The 18,877-nt window shown below is 68.6% G+C and carries 20 protein-coding genes; 18 read left to right on the top strand and 2 right to left on the bottom strand.

The annotated features are described in order from the left end of the window. Nucleotides 1-56 precede the first annotated feature (56 nt). The 10 genes from rpsA (at nt 57) to ACTJKH_RS12815 (ending at nt 10,966) form a co-directional block, all read left to right on the top strand. Nucleotides 57-1,511, top strand: coding sequence for a 30S ribosomal protein S1 (rpsA, locus tag ACTJKH_RS12770; protein WP_053096692.1), 1,455 nt, complete (start codon nt 57-59; stop codon nt 1,509-1,511). Nucleotides 1,512-1,659: 148 nt separating this feature from the next. Next, complete coding sequence (locus ACTJKH_RS12775; RefSeq protein ID WP_210098296.1) at nt 1,660-2,514, top strand: ABC transporter ATP-binding protein; 855 nt, start codon at nt 1,660-1,662, stop codon at nt 2,512-2,514. Continuing rightward, entirely contained in the window at nt 2,511-3,554 is a 1,044-nt protein-coding gene (locus ACTJKH_RS12780; RefSeq protein ID WP_440737237.1) for an aliphatic sulfonate ABC transporter substrate-binding protein, read from the top strand. The genes ACTJKH_RS12775 and ACTJKH_RS12780 overlap by 4 nt, the downstream gene beginning before the upstream one ends. Then, a complete protein-coding gene (locus ACTJKH_RS12785) occupies nt 3,551-4,405 on the top strand; it encodes an ABC transporter permease (RefSeq protein ID WP_440737238.1) in 855 nt (284 codons plus the stop codon). Before ACTJKH_RS12780 ends, ACTJKH_RS12785 begins: the two co-directional genes overlap by 4 nt. A gap of 2 nt (nt 4,406-4,407) precedes the next feature. Then, nucleotides 4,408-6,405: an acetate--CoA ligase gene (gene acs, locus ACTJKH_RS12790; protein ID WP_440737239.1), complete on the top strand. Its 1,998-nt coding sequence runs from the start codon at nt 4,408-4,410 to the stop codon at nt 6,403-6,405. Further along, nucleotides 6,405-7,709: an O-acetylhomoserine aminocarboxypropyltransferase/cysteine synthase family protein gene (locus ACTJKH_RS12795; RefSeq protein ID WP_440737297.1), complete on the top strand. Its 1,305-nt coding sequence runs from the start codon at nt 6,405-6,407 to the stop codon at nt 7,707-7,709. Before acs ends, ACTJKH_RS12795 begins: the two co-directional genes overlap by 1 nt. After that, a complete protein-coding gene (locus ACTJKH_RS12800) occupies nt 7,706-8,290 on the top strand; it encodes a CoA-binding protein (RefSeq protein WP_440737240.1) in 585 nt (194 codons plus the stop codon). The genes ACTJKH_RS12795 and ACTJKH_RS12800 overlap by 4 nt, the downstream gene beginning before the upstream one ends. Before the next feature lie 30 nt (nt 8,291-8,320). Beyond that, on the top strand, nt 8,321-8,917 hold the full coding sequence (gene coaE / locus ACTJKH_RS12805; RefSeq protein WP_440737241.1) for a dephospho-CoA kinase: 597 nt from the start codon (nt 8,321-8,323) through the stop codon (nt 8,915-8,917). Beyond that, on the top strand, nt 8,914-10,128 hold the full coding sequence (locus ACTJKH_RS12810) for an MFS transporter (RefSeq protein ID WP_440737242.1): 1,215 nt from the start codon (nt 8,914-8,916) through the stop codon (nt 10,126-10,128). Before coaE ends, ACTJKH_RS12810 begins: the two co-directional genes overlap by 4 nt. Nucleotides 10,129-10,174: 46 nt before the next feature. After that, a complete protein-coding gene (locus tag ACTJKH_RS12815; protein WP_440737243.1) occupies nt 10,175-10,966 on the top strand; it encodes a GNAT family N-acetyltransferase in 792 nt (263 codons plus the stop codon). On the opposite strand, the gene ACTJKH_RS12820 is transcribed toward ACTJKH_RS12815, so the two are convergent. Further along, a complete protein-coding gene (locus ACTJKH_RS12820) occupies nt 10,939-11,559 on the bottom strand; it encodes a DUF4126 domain-containing protein (RefSeq protein WP_440737244.1) in 621 nt (206 codons plus the stop codon). The two genes, ACTJKH_RS12815 and ACTJKH_RS12820, sit on opposite strands and share 28 nt — an antisense overlap. A gap of 68 nt (nt 11,560-11,627) precedes the next feature. Here ACTJKH_RS12820 and uvrB point away from each other — a divergent pair, with 68 nt between their 5' ends. Together uvrB and ACTJKH_RS12830 are read left to right on the top strand one after the other, a co-directional pair. After that, a complete protein-coding gene (uvrB, locus tag ACTJKH_RS12825) occupies nt 11,628-13,700 on the top strand; it encodes an excinuclease ABC subunit UvrB (RefSeq protein ID WP_440737245.1) in 2,073 nt (690 codons plus the stop codon). 18 nt (nt 13,701-13,718) lie between these two features. Next, entirely contained in the window at nt 13,719-14,051 is a 333-nt protein-coding gene (locus tag ACTJKH_RS12830; RefSeq protein ID WP_210098285.1) for a TfoX/Sxy family protein, read from the top strand. A gap of 23 nt (nt 14,052-14,074) precedes the next feature. On the opposite strand, the gene ACTJKH_RS12835 is transcribed toward ACTJKH_RS12830, so the two are convergent. After that, on the bottom strand, nt 14,075-14,317 hold the full coding sequence (locus tag ACTJKH_RS12835; protein ID WP_210098284.1) for a hypothetical protein: 243 nt from the start codon (nt 14,315-14,317) through the stop codon (nt 14,075-14,077). Nucleotides 14,318-14,361: 44 nt separating this feature from the next. Between ACTJKH_RS12835 and ACTJKH_RS12840 the strand changes: the two genes are divergently transcribed. The 6 genes from ACTJKH_RS12840 (at nt 14,362) to ACTJKH_RS12865 (ending at nt 18,837) form a co-directional block, all read left to right on the top strand. Then, nucleotides 14,362-14,805, top strand: a complete 444-nt coding sequence (locus ACTJKH_RS12840; RefSeq protein WP_210098283.1) for a MarR family winged helix-turn-helix transcriptional regulator — start codon at nt 14,362-14,364, stop codon at nt 14,803-14,805. A 77-nt stretch (nt 14,806-14,882) separates the two neighbouring features. Next, the gene (locus ACTJKH_RS12845) at nt 14,883-15,557 is read left to right on the top strand and encodes a DUF4129 domain-containing protein (RefSeq protein WP_440737246.1); all 675 of its coding nucleotides are present in this window, start codon (nt 14,883-14,885) and stop codon (nt 15,555-15,557) included. Continuing rightward, entirely contained in the window at nt 15,554-16,117 is a 564-nt protein-coding gene (locus ACTJKH_RS12850) for a hypothetical protein (RefSeq protein WP_440737247.1), read from the top strand. Before ACTJKH_RS12845 ends, ACTJKH_RS12850 begins: the two co-directional genes overlap by 4 nt. Further along, nucleotides 16,092-17,057, top strand: a complete 966-nt coding sequence (locus ACTJKH_RS12855) for an AAA family ATPase (protein ID WP_440737248.1) — start codon at nt 16,092-16,094, stop codon at nt 17,055-17,057. The genes ACTJKH_RS12850 and ACTJKH_RS12855 overlap by 26 nt, the downstream gene beginning before the upstream one ends. Beyond that, entirely contained in the window at nt 17,054-18,313 is a 1,260-nt protein-coding gene (locus ACTJKH_RS12860; RefSeq protein ID WP_440737249.1) for a DUF58 domain-containing protein, read from the top strand. The genes ACTJKH_RS12855 and ACTJKH_RS12860 overlap by 4 nt, the downstream gene beginning before the upstream one ends. Further along, nucleotides 18,310-18,837, top strand: a complete 528-nt coding sequence (locus tag ACTJKH_RS12865; protein ID WP_440737250.1) for a hypothetical protein — start codon at nt 18,310-18,312, stop codon at nt 18,835-18,837. Before ACTJKH_RS12860 ends, ACTJKH_RS12865 begins: the two co-directional genes overlap by 4 nt. Nucleotides 18,838-18,877: the final 40 nt, after the last annotated feature.

Consider the following 18,877-nt stretch of genomic DNA (forward strand, 5'->3'; position numbering starts at 1 on the left):
CCGTGCGCGGCCGGAGCCTTCAGCCCGAGTCTCCATTCACAAGGACAACCCACTACATGACTACCGCAACGACCGCCCCGGCCACCAAGCAGGTCGCCATCAACGACATCGGATCTGCTGAGGACTTCCTGGCCGCGGTCGAGAAGACCCTGAAGTTCTTCAACGACGGCGACATCATCGAAGGAACGATCGTCAAGATCGACCGCGATGAGGTCCTGCTCGATGTCGGATACAAGACCGAGGGTGTCATCCCCTCGCGCGAGCTCTCGATCAAGCACGACGTCGACCCCAACGAGGTCGTCAAGGTCGGCGACGAGGTCGAGGCCCTGGTTCTCCAGAAGGAGGACAAGGAAGGCCGTCTGATCCTCTCCAAGAAGCGTGCTCAGTACGAGCGTGCCTGGGGAGACGTCGAGAAGATCAAGGAGAACGACGGCGTCGTCACCGGTACGGTCATCGAGGTCGTCAAGGGTGGACTCATCGTCGACATCGGCCTCCGTGGCTTCCTGCCGGCTTCGCTCATCGAGCTGCGCCGCGTCCGCGACCTCACGCCGTACCTCGGCCAGGAGATCGAGGCCAAGATCCTCGAGCTCGACAAGAACCGCAACAACGTCGTGCTCAGCCGCCGTGCGCTGCTCGAGCAGACGCAGTCGGAGTCGCGCACCACGTTCCTGAACAACCTGCACAAGGGGCAGGTCCGCAAGGGTGTCGTGTCGTCGATCGTCAACTTCGGTGCGTTCGTCGACCTGGGCGGCGTGGACGGCCTCGTGCACGTCTCCGAGCTGTCCTGGAAGCACATCGAGCATGCCTCCGAGGTCGTCGAGGTGGGCCAGGAGGTCACCGTCGAGATCCTCGAGGTCGACCTCGACCGCGAGCGCGTCTCCCTGTCGCTGAAGGCGACGCAGGAGGACCCGTGGCAGGTCTTCGCCCGTACCCACGCGATCGGTCAGGTCACGCCGGGTAAGGTCACCAAGCTCGTTCCGTTCGGTGCGTTCGTTCGCGTCGCAGACGGCATCGAGGGCCTCGTCCACATCTCCGAGCTCTCCAGCAAGCACGTCGAGCTGGCCGAGCAGGTCGTGTCGGTCGGCGAAGAGGTCTTCGTCAAGGTCATCGACATCGACCTCGAGCGTCGCCGCATCTCGCTCTCGCTGAAGCAGGCGAACGAGGCCGTCGACGTCAACGGCACCGAGTTCGACCCGGCGCTCTACGGCATGCTCGCCGAGTACGACGAGGCCGGCGAGTACAAGTACCCGGAGGGCTTCGACCCCGAGACCGGTGCGTGGAAGGAAGGCTTCGACACCCAGCGCGAGGCATGGGAGCAGGAGTACGCTGCAGCCCAGGCTCGCTGGGAGGCCCACAAGGCTCAGGTTGCCAAGGCAGCCGAGGCCGAGGCGGCCGCTGGCGACGACTTCGGTGGGCAGGTCTTCTCGAGCGAGGCCGCAGGCGCGGGCACGCTCGCTGACGACGAGGCACTCGCGGCACTCCGCGAGAAGCTCTCGGGCGGCAACGCGTAAGCGTCACGCTTTCTGGAACGGGCCGTCATCCTTCGGGATGGCGGCCCGTTCCGCGTATCCGCACCGTGTCGATGAGGTGTCGACGGCTGCATGACCGAACATTACGTCCGCATTCGTCACATTTCTGCGGGTTGGACAGCATGGGGGTATGACCTCCCTGCTCTCCGCGCCGTCCACGGCACGCGGCCCGGCGATCGCCGGCACCGCCCAGCCCGTGCGCCTGCACGGGGTGGAGCGGAGCTTCCCCGTCACCCGTGGCCGCCGAGACGTCCTCCGCGGAGTCGACGTCGACGTCGCCGCCGGCGAGATCGTCGCGATCGTCGGGCCGTCCGGATGCGGGAAGTCGACGCTCCTGCGTCTGGTGGGCGGACTGGATGCGCCGACGAGCGGCCGCATCCTGCTCGATGACTCTGCTGTCGCCGATGTCGACGAGCGCACCGCGATCGCGTTCCAGGAGCCGCGGCTCCTGCCGTGGCGCACGATCGCGCAGAACGTCGAGCTCGGGCTTCCGCGCGGCACCGCCCGACGCGAGGGGCGTGAGCGTGTGCGGGAGCTGCTCGAGCTGGTCGGTCTCGGCCAGGCCGCAGATCAGCGTCCGCGGGAAGTGTCTGGCGGAATGGCGCAGCGCGCCTCTCTGGCACGGGCGCTCGCCCGCAACCCCGGTGTGCTCCTGCTCGACGAGCCCTTCGGAGCGCTCGACGCCCTGACCCGTCTGCGGATGCACGATCTCCTCCTGAAGATCCACGCCGCCGAGCCCACGACCGTCCTCCTCGTCACCCATGACGTCGAAGAGGCCCTCTACCTGGCCGATCGCGTGCTGCTGCTGCGCACGCTCGTCGGCGACGCCGAGACGGATGCGCCCTCCATCGTGCGCACGATCACCGTTCCCGGCATCCGACCCCGTGACCGCGCCGATCGCGGTCTCGCGGACCTCCGCGCCGAGCTGCTTGAAGGACTCGGCGTCGACACCCACCACAGCACCGCCACCGAGGAGACCCGATGAGCACCATCACCCGCCGAATCATCCCCGCGATCGCCGTCGCCGGGACGATGATGCTCGTCGCGACCGGCTGCGTCGCCGGTGAGAACGCCACGGCCTCGGACTCGAAGGACGACGCCGCGTCGACCGGGGACTGGTCGTCCGACACGCTGTCGATCGACTTCGCCACGTACAACCCTCTCAGCCTCGTGATCCGCGACCAGGGCATCCTCGAGGACATCCTGGGCGACGACGTCGAGGTCGATTGGGTGCAGTCCGCCGGATCCAACAAGGCGAACGAGCTGCTGCGCTCCGGCTCGATCGACGTGGGCTCGACCGCCGGTTCTGCCGCGCTCCTCGCTCGCGCGAACGGCTCTCCGATCCAGGTCATCGACATCTTCTCTCAGCCCGAATGGTCGGCGATCGTCGTGGGTCCCGACAGCGACATCACCTCGGTCGAGGACCTCGAGGGCAAGTCGGTCGCCGCGACGAAGGGCACTGACCCGTACTTCTTCCTGCTGCAGTCACTCGAGGAGGCCGGTCTCTCGGTCGACGACGTCGAGGTGCAGAACCTCCAGCACGCGGACGGGCGCGCCGCGCTCGACGGCGGCTCGGTCGACGCCTGGGCCGGACTCGACCCGATCATGGCCGCGGCCGAGGTGGAGTCGGGTGACCAGCTCATCTACCGCAACGTCGACTTCAACACCTACGGGTTCCTGAACGCGACCGAGGACTTCATCGAGAACCACGCCGATCTCGCCCAGGCGGTGGTCGACGCTTACGAGCAGGCGCGCGAGTGGGCTCTCGAGAACCCGGACGAGACCGCGGCGCTGCTCGCCGAGGTGGCCGGCATCGACGTCGAGGTCGCCAAGACCGTGATCACCGAGCGCTCGAACCTCGACGTAAGCGGGATCCCCGGTGACGATCAGGTCGCCGTGCTCGAGAAGATCGCGCCCGTGCTCGCCGACTCCGGTGACGTGCAGGGCGGCAAGGATTCGGTCGACAAGGCGCTCGACTCGATCGTGAACGCCACCTTCGCCGAGAAGGCGGTCGGAGGCGAGTGACCGACCAGACGGTGGTGGTCCCCGCCGACGCGCGTGAGGCGCTCGACGCCGCTCGCGGTGTCCGTCGGCGGCCCGAGGTGGGCGCGCGGCATGCGTGGGACCGTCCGGCAGTGCGGATCGCCGGCGGGTTCCTGCTGCCTGTCCTCATCCTCATCGCGTGGCAGGTCGTGACGACCACCGGAGTCGTCGCGCCCTACCTGCTGCCGTCTCCGGAATCCGTCTTCGCTGCCGGTGTCGAGCTGGCCGAGCGGGGGATGCTCTGGACGCACATCGCGATCTCGGTGCAGCGCGTGCTGCTCGGCTTCGCGATCGGATCCGTGATCGGACTCGCGATCGCGGGGATCGTCGGGCTCTCGAGGATAGGCGACGTGCTGCTCAGCCCGACGCTCTCGGCAGTCCGTGCGGTCCCGTCCCTGGCCTGGGTGCCGCTGCTCATCCTCTGGATGCAGATCGGTGAGGAGTCGAAGGTGACTCTGATCGCGATCGGCGCCTTCTTCCCCGTCTACACCACGGTCGCGTCGGCGCTCCGCCATGTCGATCCACTCCTGGTCGAGGCCGGGCGCTCGTTCAGCCTGCGCGGCTGGTCGCTGTTCCGCACCGTGCAGCTGCCCGCTGTCGTGCCGTCGGTCGTCGCAGGTCTCCGACTCGCTCTCGCGCAGGCCTGGCTGTTCCTCGTCGCCGCAGAGCTCATCGCCTCGTCGATGGGGCTCGGGTTCCTGCTCACGGACTCGCAGAACAGCGGACGCGTCGACAGGATCATCCTGTCGATCGTCCTGCTCGCGCTTCTCGGCACGATCACGAACGCTCTTCTCGTGCTGGTCGAGAAGTACCTGCTCCGACGGTGGGTGTGATCATGACGGAAGCCCGGCTGCACGAGACACGTACCTATCCGACGCCCGCAGGGTTCGCCGCGACGGCGAACGTGACCGAAGAGGCCTATGCGCGGGCGGCCTCGGACCCGACCCTCTTCTGGGAGCAGGCGGCCGAGCGGCTCGACTGGGCCGAGCCGTGGCATACGGCTCACGAATGGGAACCGCCCGCGGGAGATGCCGTTCCCGCTGCGCGCTGGTTCGTCGGCGGACGCCTCAACGTCGCGTACAACTGCGTCGACCGCCACGTCGAGGCCGGGCGCGGCGACAAGGTCGCGCTGCACTTCGAGGGCGAGCCGGGCGACCGCATCGCCGTGACATACTCCGACCTCCAGGACAGGGTCTCGCGTGCGGCCAACGCGCTCATCGCACTCGGCATCCGACCGGGCGACCGCGTCGTCATCTACCTCCCGGTGCTGATCGAGACGGTCGTGATCACCCTCGCCTGCGCGCGCGTCGGAGCCGTGCACTCACTGGTGTTCGGCGGGTTCTCCGCCGAGGCGGTGCGGTTCCGGCTCGCGGACACCGGCGCAAAGCTGCTCGTGACGAGCGACGGCCAGTTCCGTCGGGGCACCGCCACCGAGGTCAAGTCGACGGCCGACATCGCGGCTGCCGATCTCCCCGACCTCGAGCACGTGCTCGTGCTCCGGCGCACCGGCCAGGAGGTCCCCTGGACCGAGGGACGCGATGTGTGGTGGCACGACATCGTCGACACCGCCTCGTCCGAGCACGTGGCAGAAGCGTTCGAGTCCGAGCATCCGCTCTTCATCATCTACACGTCGGGCACCACCGGGAAGCCGAAGGGACTCGTCCACACCTCCGGCGGCTACCTCACGCACGCGAGCTGGGCGCACTGGGCCCATTTCGACGCGAAGCCCGACGACGTCCACTGGTGCACGGCGGACCTCGCCTGGGTGACGGCCCACACGTACGAGATCTACGGTCCGCTCTCGAACGGACTGACGCAGGTCATCTACGAGGGGACGCCGGACTCTCCGAACCGAGAGCGGCATCTCGAGATCATCGAGCGCTACGACGTGACCGTCTACTACACCGCGCCCACGCTCATCCGCACCTTCATGACCTGGTTCGGCACCGAGCTGCCGCAGGGGCACGACCTGTCATCGTTGCGCCTGCTCGGAACGGTCGGGGAGGCGATCAACCCCGAGGCGTGGATCTGGTTCCGCCGCAACTTCGGGCGCGACGAGCTCCCGGTGGTCGACACCTGGTGGCAGTCCGAGACCGGGGCGGCGATGATCGCACCGCTCCCCGGCGTCACGACGCTCAAGCCCGGATCCGCATCCGTGCCGCTGCCCGGTATCGACGCGACCGTGGTCGATGTGAACGGCGATGAGGTCGCGCCCGGAAGATCCGGCACGCTCGTCGTGCGACGTCCGTGGCCGGGGATGGCCCGCACCGTGTGGGGCAACCCGCAGCGCTACCGCGACGCGTACTGGGCGACGTACGCCGGACACGGCGAGTACGGCGGATACTACGTCGCCGGTGACGGGGCCACCCGAGACGCTGACGGGTACATCTGGATCCTCGGCCGACTCGACGACGTCGTGAACGTGTCCGGTCACAGGCTCTCGACCATCGAGATCGAATCGGCCCTCGTCGCGCACGACACGGTCGGAGAGGCCGGAACCGCAGGCGTCGCCGACGCGGTCACCGGCCAGGCGGTCGTCGCCTTCGTCACCGCATCCGGACGCTCGGAGGTCTCGACCTCGGAGCTGCGGGGCCAGGTCGCCACGGCGATCGGACCTGTCGCCAAACCGAAACACATCGTCGTGGTGCCCGACCTGCCCAAGACCCGCTCCGGCAAGATCATGCGGCGACTGCTCGCGCAGCTCTGGGAAGCCGAGCAGGACCGACGAGCAGGACGCGCACCCGCACCCCTCGGGGACACGACATCTCTGCAGAACCCGTGGGCCGTCGACGACATCGCCGCCGTGCTCGAGAACGCTGAACTGAGGACATGATGACGGAAGAACACCGCTTCGGATTTCGCACGAGGGCGCTTCATGCCGGCGGCACTCCTGACGCAGCCACCGGCGCGCGCGCCGTGCCGATCTATCAGACGACGTCCTTCGTCTTCGAGGATGCGACGGATGCCGGCAACCTCTTCGCTCTGCAGAAGTACGGCAACATCTACTCCCGCATCGGCAACCCCACCGTCGCCGCACTCGAGGAGCGTCTGGCCTCGCTCGAGGGCGGGATCGGCGCCGTCGCCACCGCCTCCGGCATGAGCGCGGAATTCATCACCTTCGCCGCGCTCGTCGGAGCCGGTGACCATGTGGTGGCCTCCGCACAGCTCTACGGCGGCACGGTGACCCAGCTCGACGTGACGCTTCGCCGTTTCGGCGTCGAGACCACGTTCGTCCCCTCCACCGACCCCGCAGACTACGCGGCGGCGATCCGCCCCGAGACCAAGGTCGTCTACGTGGAGATGATCGGCAATCCGTCCGGCGAGATCGCCGATATCGAGGGTCTCGCAGAGGTCGCCCACGCTGCGGGCGTGCCGCTCGTCGTCGACGCGACACTGGCCACCCCGTACCTCGCGCGTCCGCTCGAGCACGGCGCGGACATCGTCATCCACTCGGTGACCAAGTTCCTCGGCGGTCACGGGACGACCCTCGGGGGAGTCGTGATCGAGAAGGGCACGTTCGACTGGGGCAACGGGCGGTTTCCGCAGATGACCGAGCCTGTCGAGTCGTACGGCGGGATCAAGTGGTGGGACAACTTCGGCGCGTACGGGTTCCTCACCAAGCTCCGCACCGAGCAGCTGCGTGACATCGGGCCCGCGTTGAGCCCGCAGTCCGCCTTCAACCTCCTGCAGGGTGTCGAGACGCTCCCGCAGCGCATCGACGCACATCTCGCCAACGCGCGCATCGTCGCGGACTGGCTGGCGTCCGACCCTCGCGTGGAGTACGTGACCTGGGCGGGGCTCGAGGGGCATCCGCACCATGAGCGGGCCGCCAAGTACCTGCCGCTCGGACCGGGATCGGTGTTCGCCTTCGGGGTCAAGGCCGACGACGGTCGCGCGGCGGGGGAGACCCTGATCGAGAACCTCCAGCTGGCATCGCACCTGGCCAACATCGGTGACGCGCGCACACTCGTCATCCACCCGGCATCCACCACGCATCGGCAGCTGACGGAGTCTCAGCTCGCGGCTGCCGGCGTCCGTCCGGACCTCATCCGCATCTCGGTGGGCCTCGAGGACACGGACGACATCATCTGGGACCTCGACCAGGCACTCAGCACGGCGACGGGAGCGAACCGATGAGCGGCACCGACATCGCGGCGGGCGACGCCTGCGCCGTGCCCACGCCTCAGGATGCCGTGGCGTGCGCGCTGCCCACAGCCGCCTCGCTGCACCCTGAGCGCACATGGCAGGGCCCGAACCAGCAGCAGCGCTTCGGCATCCTGCGACGCGCGAAGTCCGTCGCGATCGTCGGCGCGTCGAACAACCCGGCCCGCGCGTCGTACTTCGTCGCGACCTACCTGCTATCGAGCACCGCCTACGACGTGTACCTCGTCAATCCGCGTGAATCGTCGATCCTCGGCCAACCCGTCTACGCATCGCTCGCCGACCTCCCCGTGGTCCCCGACATCGTCGACGTGTTCCGTCGGCACGAGGATCTGCCGGGTGTCGCGCAGGAGGCGATCGACGTCGGCGCGCAGACGCTGTGGCTGCAGCTCGGCTCCTGGAACGAGGAGGCGGCTGCTCTCGCCGAGGATGCGGGACTCTCCGTGGTGATGGATCGTTGCGTGAAGATCGAGCACGCTCGGTTCCACGGCGGACTGCACCTGGCAGGGTTCGACACGGGTGTCATCAGCTCCCGTCGGCAGCTGCTCGGGCGCTGAGCCGGCCAGGCCGAAGCCTAGACTGGCCGCATGGCTCTCATCGCGCTCACCGGCGGCATCGCCTCCGGGAAGTCGACCATCGCACGACGGCTGGCGGAGAGGGGAGCCGTCATCGTCGACGCCGATCAGATCGTGCGCGACGTGCAGGCTCCCGGGACCCCGGTGCTCGACGCGATCGCCGAGACGTTCGGTGCCGAGGTCATCGCCGCCGACGGGTCACTCGATCGTGCAGCGCTGGGAGCGAAGGTCTTCGGGCACCCGGAGCAGCTCGCCCGGCTGAACGCGATCGTGCATCCTGCGGTCCGCATCGAATCACAGCGTCGGTTCGACGAGGCGGCGGCCGACTCCGGCGCGGTGGTCGTCTACGACGTGCCCCTGCTCGTCGAGGCGCGGGTCGACGACCCCTGGGACCTGATCGTCGTCGCACACGCGCCCCTAGAGGAACGTAGACGTCGGCTGGTGGAGCTGCGCGGTATGCCCGAGAGGGCCGCGCAGGAGCGGATCGACGCGCAGGTCTCCGATGAGCGACGCCTGGCCATCGCGGACGTGGTCATCGACACGTCCGGATCGCTCGAGCAGACGCTCGCACAGGCGGATGCTCTCTGGGAGCGGATCAGCACGTCGTGACCTTCGCCGGTCACGCACCCGGGTCAGCCGCGTATCGACGGCTCATCGTCGGGCTGTTCTTCGCCGGCATCGCGACATTCGCGCAGCTCTATTCGCCCCAGGCCGTGCTGCCGCGGCTGTCGATCGACATGGGCATCTCGCCGGCGAGCGCCGCTCTGAGCGTGTCCGCGGCGACGCTCGGCCTCGCCGCCGCCGTCATCCCGTGGTCGATGGTGGCCGACCGTATCGGGCGCGTGCAGGCGATGGCGATCGGCGTGCTCACCGCGACCGCGCTGGGGCTCTTCGCGCCGCTCAGCTCCGGCTTGGAGATGCTGTTGAGCTTCCGCCTCCTCGAGGGAGTCGCGCTCGGGGCGGTGCCTGCGGTCGCGTTGGCGTACCTGAGCGAGGAGGTCAGCCCGCGGAATGCCGCCGCGGCGGCAGGGAGCTACATCGCCGGGACGACGGTGGGCGGGCTGCTCGGACGGATCGTGTCCGGCATCGTCGGCGAGCAGACGGGATGGCGGGAGGGCATGTGGACGGTCGCGGGGGTGTGCGCGCTGGCGGCCGTGCTGTTCCTCTGGCTGACGCCGAAAGCGCAGGGTTTCGTGCCCGGACGATTCCGCGACCACGCCGGACCGGGCGTCCTCACGCGCCTGCTGACGCCGCTGCGGTCGGGGCGTCAGCTCGCGCTGTATGCCCAGGGCTTCCTGCTCATGGGCGCGTTCGTGGCCGTCTACAACTACCTCGGATTCCACCTCGCCGAGCCGCCCTTCGCGCTTCCGGCCTGGGTGGTGACACTGCTGTTCCTCGCCTACCTCGCCGGCACCGTCTCGTCGCCCTGGGCCGGTTCTCTGGCCTCGCGTTTCGGGCGATACCCGGTGCTGCTGGGCGCGATCGCGGTGATGGCAGCGGGTGCGGCCGCGATGTGGGCGCACGCCACTCCGATCGTGCTGCTCGGGCTGCTTCTCTTCACCGGGGGCTTCTTCGGAGCGCACGCAGTGGCATCGGGGTGGGCGCCGGTGGCAGCAGGACCCGACAGCAGAGCACAGGCATCCTCGCTCTATTACTTCGGCTACTACGCGGGATCCAGCCTGTTCGGCTGGGCGCTCGGCATCGTGTTCGGCCAGGTGGACTGGGTGTGGTTCATCGTTGTGATCCTCGCGATGTGCGCCCTCGCGGCGGCCTCGGCCGTCGCGAAGCTGCGCGGATCACCCGATGACGGTGTCTCCTGAGCGACGATCGACCGCTCGTGACCGGTGTCACTGCGAGGATGGGCGCATGCGCCTGAATCTCCTCGCCGCCTACGACGCACAGCTTCGGACCGATGCGGAGACCGCTCACGCACTGTCTGTCTCATCGATGGGGCCCATCCGTCTCGCGGTCTTCCCCGGCGGACGCGGGTTCGTGTCGTACGCGAACCTGGACGGAGCGGATGCCGTGCGGGTGGCCGAGCTCGTCGATGCGGCGATCGCGCACTTCCTCGGCATTCCGGGCATCGCGAGTGTGGAGTGGAAGACCCGTGGCCATGACCCTGCCCCCGGGCTGCACGATGCGCTCATCGCACGAGGGTTCGTGCCCGAGGACACCGAGTCGATCATGATCGGAGAGGCGGCATTGCTCGCCGAGGAGGTCGCGGTTCCTGACGGAGTGGAGCTGCGCCGTGCACGCACCGAGGCGGAGGTGCTGGCCATGGAGGAGATGCAGGGCGCGGTCTTCGAGGACCCGCACTGGCGTGCGCGGGCCGAGATGACTCTGCAACGCGTCCGTTCGGACGATTCGGTGGAGTTGTGGATCGCGGTGTCGGACGGCGCCGTGATCAGCGCGGGACGCCTCGAGCCGGTGGTGGGGACCGACTTCGCGGGATTGTGGGGTGGTGCGACGTTGCCGTCGTGGCGAGGGCGCGGGATCTACCGCGCACTCACCGCGCAGCGTGCGCGGTCGGCGCTCGCTCGCGGCAAGCGCTATCTCCAGTCCGACTCGACGGAGTTCTCCCGACCCATCCTCGAACGTGCAGGGCTGATGAAGGTGTCGACCACCACTCCCTACGTCTGGACCCCCGTGACCGACTGATCCGCCCGCCGTGCGCGACGGCGCCGAGCGCGTCGCCGCAGGAGCACGATCACCGCGACGACGAGTCCGACGAGCATCATCGCCGCCAGCACCGGCACGATGATCGCTGCGGCGGCGAGGGCGAAGGACGCTCCGTCTTCGACGCTGCTGAGCACCGGTGCGGCCAGACCGCCGGTGGTCGTGTTCGCAGCCACGCGAGCCGTGGCCTTGACCACGTGCACGACCAGGGCGATCGCGATGCCTGTGACGACGGGAACCCAGGTGTTGTCGGTGAAGAACGTCGCGGGGTCGTCGACGGCGATGGTCTGGGCGCCGGACCCCGCCCCGAACGCGATGCCTCCGGCGGCGGGGCGCAGGATGCTCTGGATCACGTCGTTCACCGAGTCGACTGCGGGGATCTTGTCGGCGACGATCTCGAGGAGCAGCAGGACGCCCACGACCCACAGGGCGATGTCGCTCGACAGCCAGGACCACGCCGAGGGAAGCGTCATGGCCGGCAGCAGCCGGTCGGCGAGCCCGAGGAGGAACAGCGGCATCCAGGCGTTCAGACCTGCGGAGGCCGCGAGGCTGGTGCCGATGATGATCTCGATCACGCCCCCACTCTAGGTGCAGCGTCGGACGCGCGACCCCCGGTGTCGGTGGCCCGGCATACGCTGGAGGTATGCAACCCACGCGCAGTGTCCGTCCCTTCGAGGTCATCAGCGAATACGCGCCGGCCGGCGACCAGCCGAAGGCGATCGCCGAACTCGCATCGCGCATCAACGCCGGCGAGACTGACATCGTGCTGCTCGGCGCCACCGGTACCGGAAAGTCGGCGACCACCGCCTGGCTGGTCGAGCAGGTGCAGCGTCCGACCCTCGTGCTCGCCCACAACAAGACTCTCGCGGCCCAGCTCGCCAACGAGTTCCGTGAGCTGATGCCCAACAACGCGGTCGAGTACTTCGTCTCCTACTACGACTACTACCAGCCCGAGGCGTACGTCCCGCAGACGGACACCTTCATCGAGAAGGATTCGTCGATCAACTCCGAGGTCGAGCGTCTTCGTCACTCGACGACGAACTCGTTGCTCAGTCGCCGCGACGTGATCGTCGTCTCCACCGTCTCGTGCATCTACGGTCTCGGTGCGCCGGAGGAGTATCTTCGCGCCATGGTCGCCCTCCAGGTGGGGGAGCGGTACGACAGAGACGCCCTCATCCGGCAGTTCATCGCGATGCAGTACAACCGCAACGACGTCGACTTCTCGCGCGGCAACTTCCGCGTCCGCGGCGACACGATCGAGATCATCCCGGTATACGAGGAGCATGCGATCCGCATCGAGCTGTTCGGTGACGAGATCGAGGCGCTCTACACCCTGCATCCGCTCACCGGTGAGGTCATCGAGAAGCTCGATGCCGTTCCGATCTTCCCCGCCTCGCACTACGTCGCGGGCACCGACGTCATCCAGCGTTCGATCGGAACGATCGAGCACGAGCTCGAAGAGCGTCTCAAGGAGTTCGAGCGTCAGGGAAAGCTTCTCGAGGCTCAGCGTCTGCGGATGCGCACCACGTTCGACCTCGAGATGCTTCAGCAACTGGGCTTCTGCTCGGGAATCGAGAACTACTCCCGGCACATGGACGGGCGTCAGCCCGGCGAGCCGCCGCACACGCTGCTCGACTTCTTCCCCGACGACTTCATGCTCGTGATCGACGAGTCCCACGTCACGGTGCCGCAGATCGGTGCGATGTACGAGGGCGACGCGTCGCGCAAGCGCACGCTCGTGGAACATGGATTCCGTCTGCCGAGCGCGATGGACAACCGACCACTCCGCTGGGACGAGTTCAAGAACCGCATCGGTCAGACCGTGTATCTGTCGGCGACGCCAGGCAAGTACGAGATGGGCATCGCCGACGGTGTGGTCGAGCAGATCATCCGCCCGACGGGACTCGTGGATCCGCACATCATCGTGAAGCCCTCCAAGGGGCAGATCGACGATCTCCTCGAGGAGATCCGGGTCCGTGTGGGGCGTGACGAGCGCGTGCTCGTCACGACGCTCACGAAGAAGATGTCCGAAGAGCTCACCGACTTCCTCGGAGAGCACGGCGTGCGGGTGCGCTATCTCCACTCCGATGTCGACACGCTCCGCCGCGTCGAGCTGCTCAGCGAGCTGCGTGCCGGTGTCTACGACGTGCTCGTCGGCATCAACCTGCTCCGCGAGGGGCTGGATCTTCCGGAGGTCTCGCTGGTCGCGATCCTCGACGCCGACAAAGAGGGCTTCCTGCGCTCCGGCACGTCGCTGATCCAGACGATCGGTCGAGCGGCGCGAAACGTGTCGGGTGAAGTGCACATGTACGCCGACAAGATCACCGACTCGATGGCCAAGGCCATCGAGGAGACCGACCGTCGTCGAGAGAAGCAGGTGGCCTACAACCTCGAGCACGGCATCGACCCGCAACCGTTGCGCAAGCGGATCGCCGACATCACCGAGGTGCTCGCTCGAGAGGGCGCCGATACGGCCGAGATGATGTCCGGACGTGGGCGTGCGACAGGCAAGGGCAAGTCGCCGACACCCAATCTGCGACGTACGGGAATCGCTGCGGAGGGCGCCCAGCAGCTCGAAGCGGTCATCCAGGACCTCTCCGATCAGATGCTCGCGGCCGCCGCCGAGCTCAAGTTCGAACTCGCCGGACGGTTGCGCGATGAGGTGCAGGACATGAAGAAGGAGCTGCGTGCCATGGAGAAGGCCGGGCACGCCTGATCTCAGGAGGAGACGAGGATGGACGCGTCAGGAGACGAGCTCGCCGATCGTGTACGCGCACTGCTGACCCTCGATGGTGACGTGGAGGAGAAGCGGATGTTCGGCACCCGCGCGTTCCTCCTCGACGGACACATCCTGGTCGGAGCCCGCAACGGAGGCGTGCTCCTCGTGCGGGTCGACGAAGAGCACGGCGCCGCCCTCGTCACCAGGCCGGGCGTCCAGACGGCGGTGATGGGCCCGCGGACGATGGGGACGGGATGGCTCGATGTGTCGCCGGCTGTGTTGGCCGCTGACGACGATCTCGCATTCTGGCTCGACGTCGCACGCGAGGATGCGAGACGCGACGGCTGAGGCGCCGGCGACGGACGCGGATCTCAGGGGCAGTGGACGAGCGTCTTCGGACCCGACCGGTCGATCTCGTGGTCGCTCATGGGTGATCCGCACAGAGGGCAGGCACGTTCCGCTCGCTCCGAGGCGGTCGGCGGCGGCGTCTTCTCGTAGGGCCCGACCGATGCAGGACCGGCCAGGCGGATCAGGTTCGAGTTGATCCAGGAATAGAGGCCACCTGCCTCGCGGATCCGCGAGCGAAGGGGAGGACGATCACCGGAGCGTGTCATGTTGCTTAGTGTACTAACTATTAGTGGCGTTGTATAGTCGAGCCGTGACCGCTACGGATGACCTGCTCAAGCTGGACAACCAGCTCTGCTTCGCCCTGGTGACCGCGGCGCGCAACGTCGTCGCCATCTATCGGCCGATCCTCGAGCCGCTCGGGCTCACGCATCCGCAGTATCTCGTGATGCTCGCGCTCTGGGAGCGCGCTCCGCGCCCGCTCAACGATCTCGCGGCCGACCTCGCTCTCGAGCCGGCCACCGCATCGCCGCTCGTGAAGCGTCTCGAGGCCGACGGACTGGTCGCGCGGCAGCGCAGCTCGGAGGACGAGCGTCGCCTCGACATCACCCTCACGGATGCCGGTCGCGCGCTCCGTGAGCGTGCCCTGGATGTTCCTCGCCAGGTCATGGCGGCCGTGGGCATGGATCTCGCGCAGATCGCGACGCTGCGCGACGGGTTGTCGGCTTTCGCGGGTCGCCGCCCGACCTCGGAGTGACCGAGTCGTAGGGTGTGGGCATGCCGAGTGACCGCCCGACACGTGATGCGCGTCGAGGTGTTCATCGGCTCGGGATCGTGAGCGCCGTCGCCGTACTTTTCCTCATCGTGATGATCGCCGCCGCGATTCAGGGACCCCCGACATTCCGTCCGGCCGAGCCCGCGCCGCTTGCGTCGTCGGAGCCGGTTCCGACGACGATCCCCGGAGAGACGGGGCTCCCGGAGGAGATCGAGATCGATCCCACGAGTGGGGCGGTGGTGCAGGCGTTCGCAGCGATCCTGATGCTCCTCGTGGTCGCCGGCGTCATCGTGCTCCTCGTGATCATCGCTCGGGCGCTGCTGCGGGCCTGGCGGAACCGGCCCACAGGGCTGCGTGATGGAGCCGAGGTCGCTGCCGAGGTCGCCGAAGTGACCGCGGTTCCCGAGCCGGAGGTGGCCGTCGACGCCGTCCGACGTGGTATCGCCGGGGCGCTGCAGGCGATCGACGACCGCGCGCTGCCGACAGACGCCGTCATCGCCGCCTGGGTCGGCCTCGAAGAGAGCGCGGCGGATGCGGGGGCGAGCCGTGCGCCGAGCGAGACTCCTGCGGAGTTCGCGCTCCGGATCATCACGCGGCGCTCCGGGATCGAGGACGAGGCCTCCGAGTTGCTGACGCTGTTTGAGCGGGTGCGCTTCGGCTCCCACGTTGCCACCGAGTCGGAGAGGCACGCCGCACGTGCTGCTCTCCGCCGGATCGAAGAGGTGTGGCGATGACTCGGGGGCGCACCGTCGCCGCCGTCGTGGCCGCGGTGGTCGCTGCGCTGGTGCTCACCGGGTTCGGCTTCACCTGGCCGTTCGTGATCGGGTGGAGTCTTCTCGTGGGCGCGCTTTCGCTCCTCGCGCAGCTCGCGGTTCCTCTCGAGCCCAGCGCCGACGCCCCGCACATCCCGGTGGAGCCCGACCGCAGGCCGACGGAGATATCCCGGCTGGCCTGGGCGCTGAACACCCACACCGGGCTCGCCGGCCCGCAGATCACACGTCGCGTCCGGGAAGCTCTTCGGCACCGCCTCCGGCACCGAGGAGCAGACCCGGCGGACCCGGCGACACGATCGCAGGTCATCGACCTGATCGGCCCCGACCTGTGGGATCGATTGCAAGGCCCGGGGACCACCATCGTCGACATCGAGCGCGCGCTCGAGGCGATCGACGCTCTCAGCCCGGGGCCGTCCGCAGAGATCACGACGACACCGGATGCACCGACCTCACCCACCGGCCGCGCGCCGCTGTTCCCGAGACACAGGAGATCACATGACGACATCCACCGAGATCGCTGAGGCCGGCGATCGAATCCTCGCCGCCGTGCGCACTGTCGTCGTCGGGATGGACGATCCGCTCGAGATCGCGCTCGCCTCGATCCTGGCCGGGGGACATGTGCTCTTCGAGGACGTGCCCGGCCTCGGCAAGACGCTCGCGGCACGCAGCCTCGCCTCGGCGCTGGGGCTCTCCTTCCGTCGGCTGCAGTGCACCCCGGACATGCTGCCGGGCGACGTCACCGGGTCCTACGTGTACACGCCCGACTCCTCGGACTTCGTCTTCCGGCCGGGGCCGATCTTCACCGGTCTTCTCCTGGCCGACGAGATCAACCGCACGACGCCGAAGACGCAGTCGGCGATGCTCGAGGCGATGGCCGAGCGACAGGTCACCGTCGAGGGCAACAGCTTCCCCCTGCCCGCGCCGTTCCATGTGATCGCGACCTCGAACCCCATCGAGTACGAGGGCACATATGCCCTCCCCGAGGCACAGCTCGACAGGTTCATGGTCAGGCTCTCCGTCGGGTATCCGGATGTGTCCGGGGAGGCTCAGATCCTGCAGAACCGCGTCAGCCGGCGCCAGGAGGCCACGCACGTCGCCGCCGTCATCGATGCGGAGCGTCTGGTCGAGCTCCAGGCCGTCGTCGAGGCCATCCATGTCGATGAGGACATAGCGCGCTACTGCGTCGAGATCGCACGTGCGACGCGCACGGCGTCGAACGTGGAGGTCGGTGCCTCGCCGCGCGGCTCGCTCGGCCTGTTGCTACTCGGTCGCGCCCTGGCCGCGCTGGACGGCCGAGACTTCGTGCGCCCGGACGACATCAAGCGGATCGCCGTACCCGTGCTCGCCCATCGCCTCACGCTGACGCCGCAGGCCTGGGCGCAGGGCGCATCGGCCGCCGACGTCGTGCGCGCGGTCGTCGGCCAGGTGCCTGTGCCTCCGACCGTGAAGGAGCGCGTATGACGAGACCATCGACGCACGGTCGTTGGAGCCCCGCGCTGACCGTCGCGATCGCCGGCGCGATCGTGCTCGCCGTGATCGGGCTCCTCTTCTCGCGTCCTGACGTCGTCGCCATGGGGCTTCCCGTCGCGCTGTGGAGTGCTCTCGCCCTCGGGCGAGGAACCTCGGGTCTCCGCACCGAGCCGAGCGTCGCCGCGCGCTCCGGCACCGACGGCGAACTTCACACCGAGATCTCGGTCGAGAGCGACGCCGAGATGGTCGAGCTCTTGGTCGTGCAATCCGAGCGCAGGAGCCGACGTGCGATCGTTCCCGGCTCCGATGCCACGGTCCTCGCACGCAGCCGCGTCCTCCATTCGGGCCCCGCACTCCCGGTGCAGGTCTCTACGCGCGGCCTCGCCCTCGACGGGGCGGTCCTCTCGGTGCCGTCCGCGATCGTCCGAAGCGCGCGCCAGGTCGCTCCGACGCCCAGGAGGGTCGGGATGCTGCCGCTGCCGAAGCGGTTGACCGGTCTTCACGGCTCGCACGAGGGACGGCGGCCGGGGCAGGGCGGCGACTTCCGGGACATCCATGCCTTCGCGCCGGGAGATGAACTGCGTCGCGTCGACTGGCGCGCGACGGCGCGGATGGCGCGGAGACCGGGCGATCTGCTCGTGCGGCGCACCCACACGCTCAGCGATGCGTCCGTCGTGATCGCGATGGACACGTCGGAGGACCTCGGCGAGGTCGTCGCATCGTGGGGGAGCGGAGACTTCGAGCGCAGCGGTGTGACCTCGCTCGACAATGCCCGCGAGGCCGCTCGCGGGCTCGCCGGAGCCGCCATCGATGCGGGCGACCGTGTCGCCCTGCACGTCCTGGTGCATGGCGGGCGTTCCCTGCGCAGCGGTGGGGGCTCCCGTCATCTCGCACGACTCGAGGCGGCGATAGCGGCGACGGGGCAGGCTCGCGACGATGCGGCCTTCCGCAGGACCCCGCATGTCCCGCACGGCTCGGTCGTCCTCGTCCTGTCCACGTTCTTCCAGGGAGCCGCCGCGCAGACCGCGCTGATGTGGCGGGCGAGCGGTCACCGGGTCGTCGCGATCGACGTCCTGCCCCGGCTCGACCGTGCTCGCCTCAGTCGCCCTCAGCTCATCGGTCTGCGGACGGTGCTGGCGGAGAGGGAGAACGTGTTCGCCGACCTGCACGGTGCGGGCGTCGACGTGGTGGCATGGGCAGACGACCCATCCTCCGCACTGCGCGAGCTCGCGAGGGCCAGACGATGAGAGCGCCGAACGACGTGCTGCAGACCGCGCCGGCTGTCTCGTGGATCGCGGTGCGGATCGTGTTGATCGCCGTGGTCTCGGTCGGGGCGTTCGTGCTCAACCCGCTCGTCGGGTGGCAGTGGGTCGCCGTCATCCTGGCGGTCGTCGCCGCGGTCTTCCCGCAGACCTTCGCCGCGTGGGGCGGGGTGGCGTGCATCGTGATCGGGATGCTCGTGTCCGAGCCGGACCTCGGCCGGGCGATGCTCGCGGTGCTCGTCGTGCACGCGATCCACGTCCTGACCTCGCTGACGCTGGTGATCCCGCGCGGTTCACGGGTCGTGCTGGCCGCACTGCGCGCGACGGCGGTCCGCTTCGTCGTGTTGCAGGCGATCGCCCAGTCACTGACGGTCGTCGTCATGCTCGGCGCCGACGGAGCTGGGGGGAGCGTTCCGTGGGCGGTCGTCGCCGGTGCCGTCGCTGTGGTCGCGGCCGCGGTGCTGCTGCTGGTGAACGCGAATCGGAGCGCCTCGCCGGAGCGGCGATGAGGGTGAGCACCTTCCTGTGAGCCCTCACGGAGCCAATGTC

It is taken from the genome of Microbacterium sp. 22215, from assembly GCF_052045655.1.
GTDB lineage: Bacteria > Actinomycetota > Actinomycetes > Actinomycetales > Microbacteriaceae > Microbacterium > Microbacterium phyllosphaerae.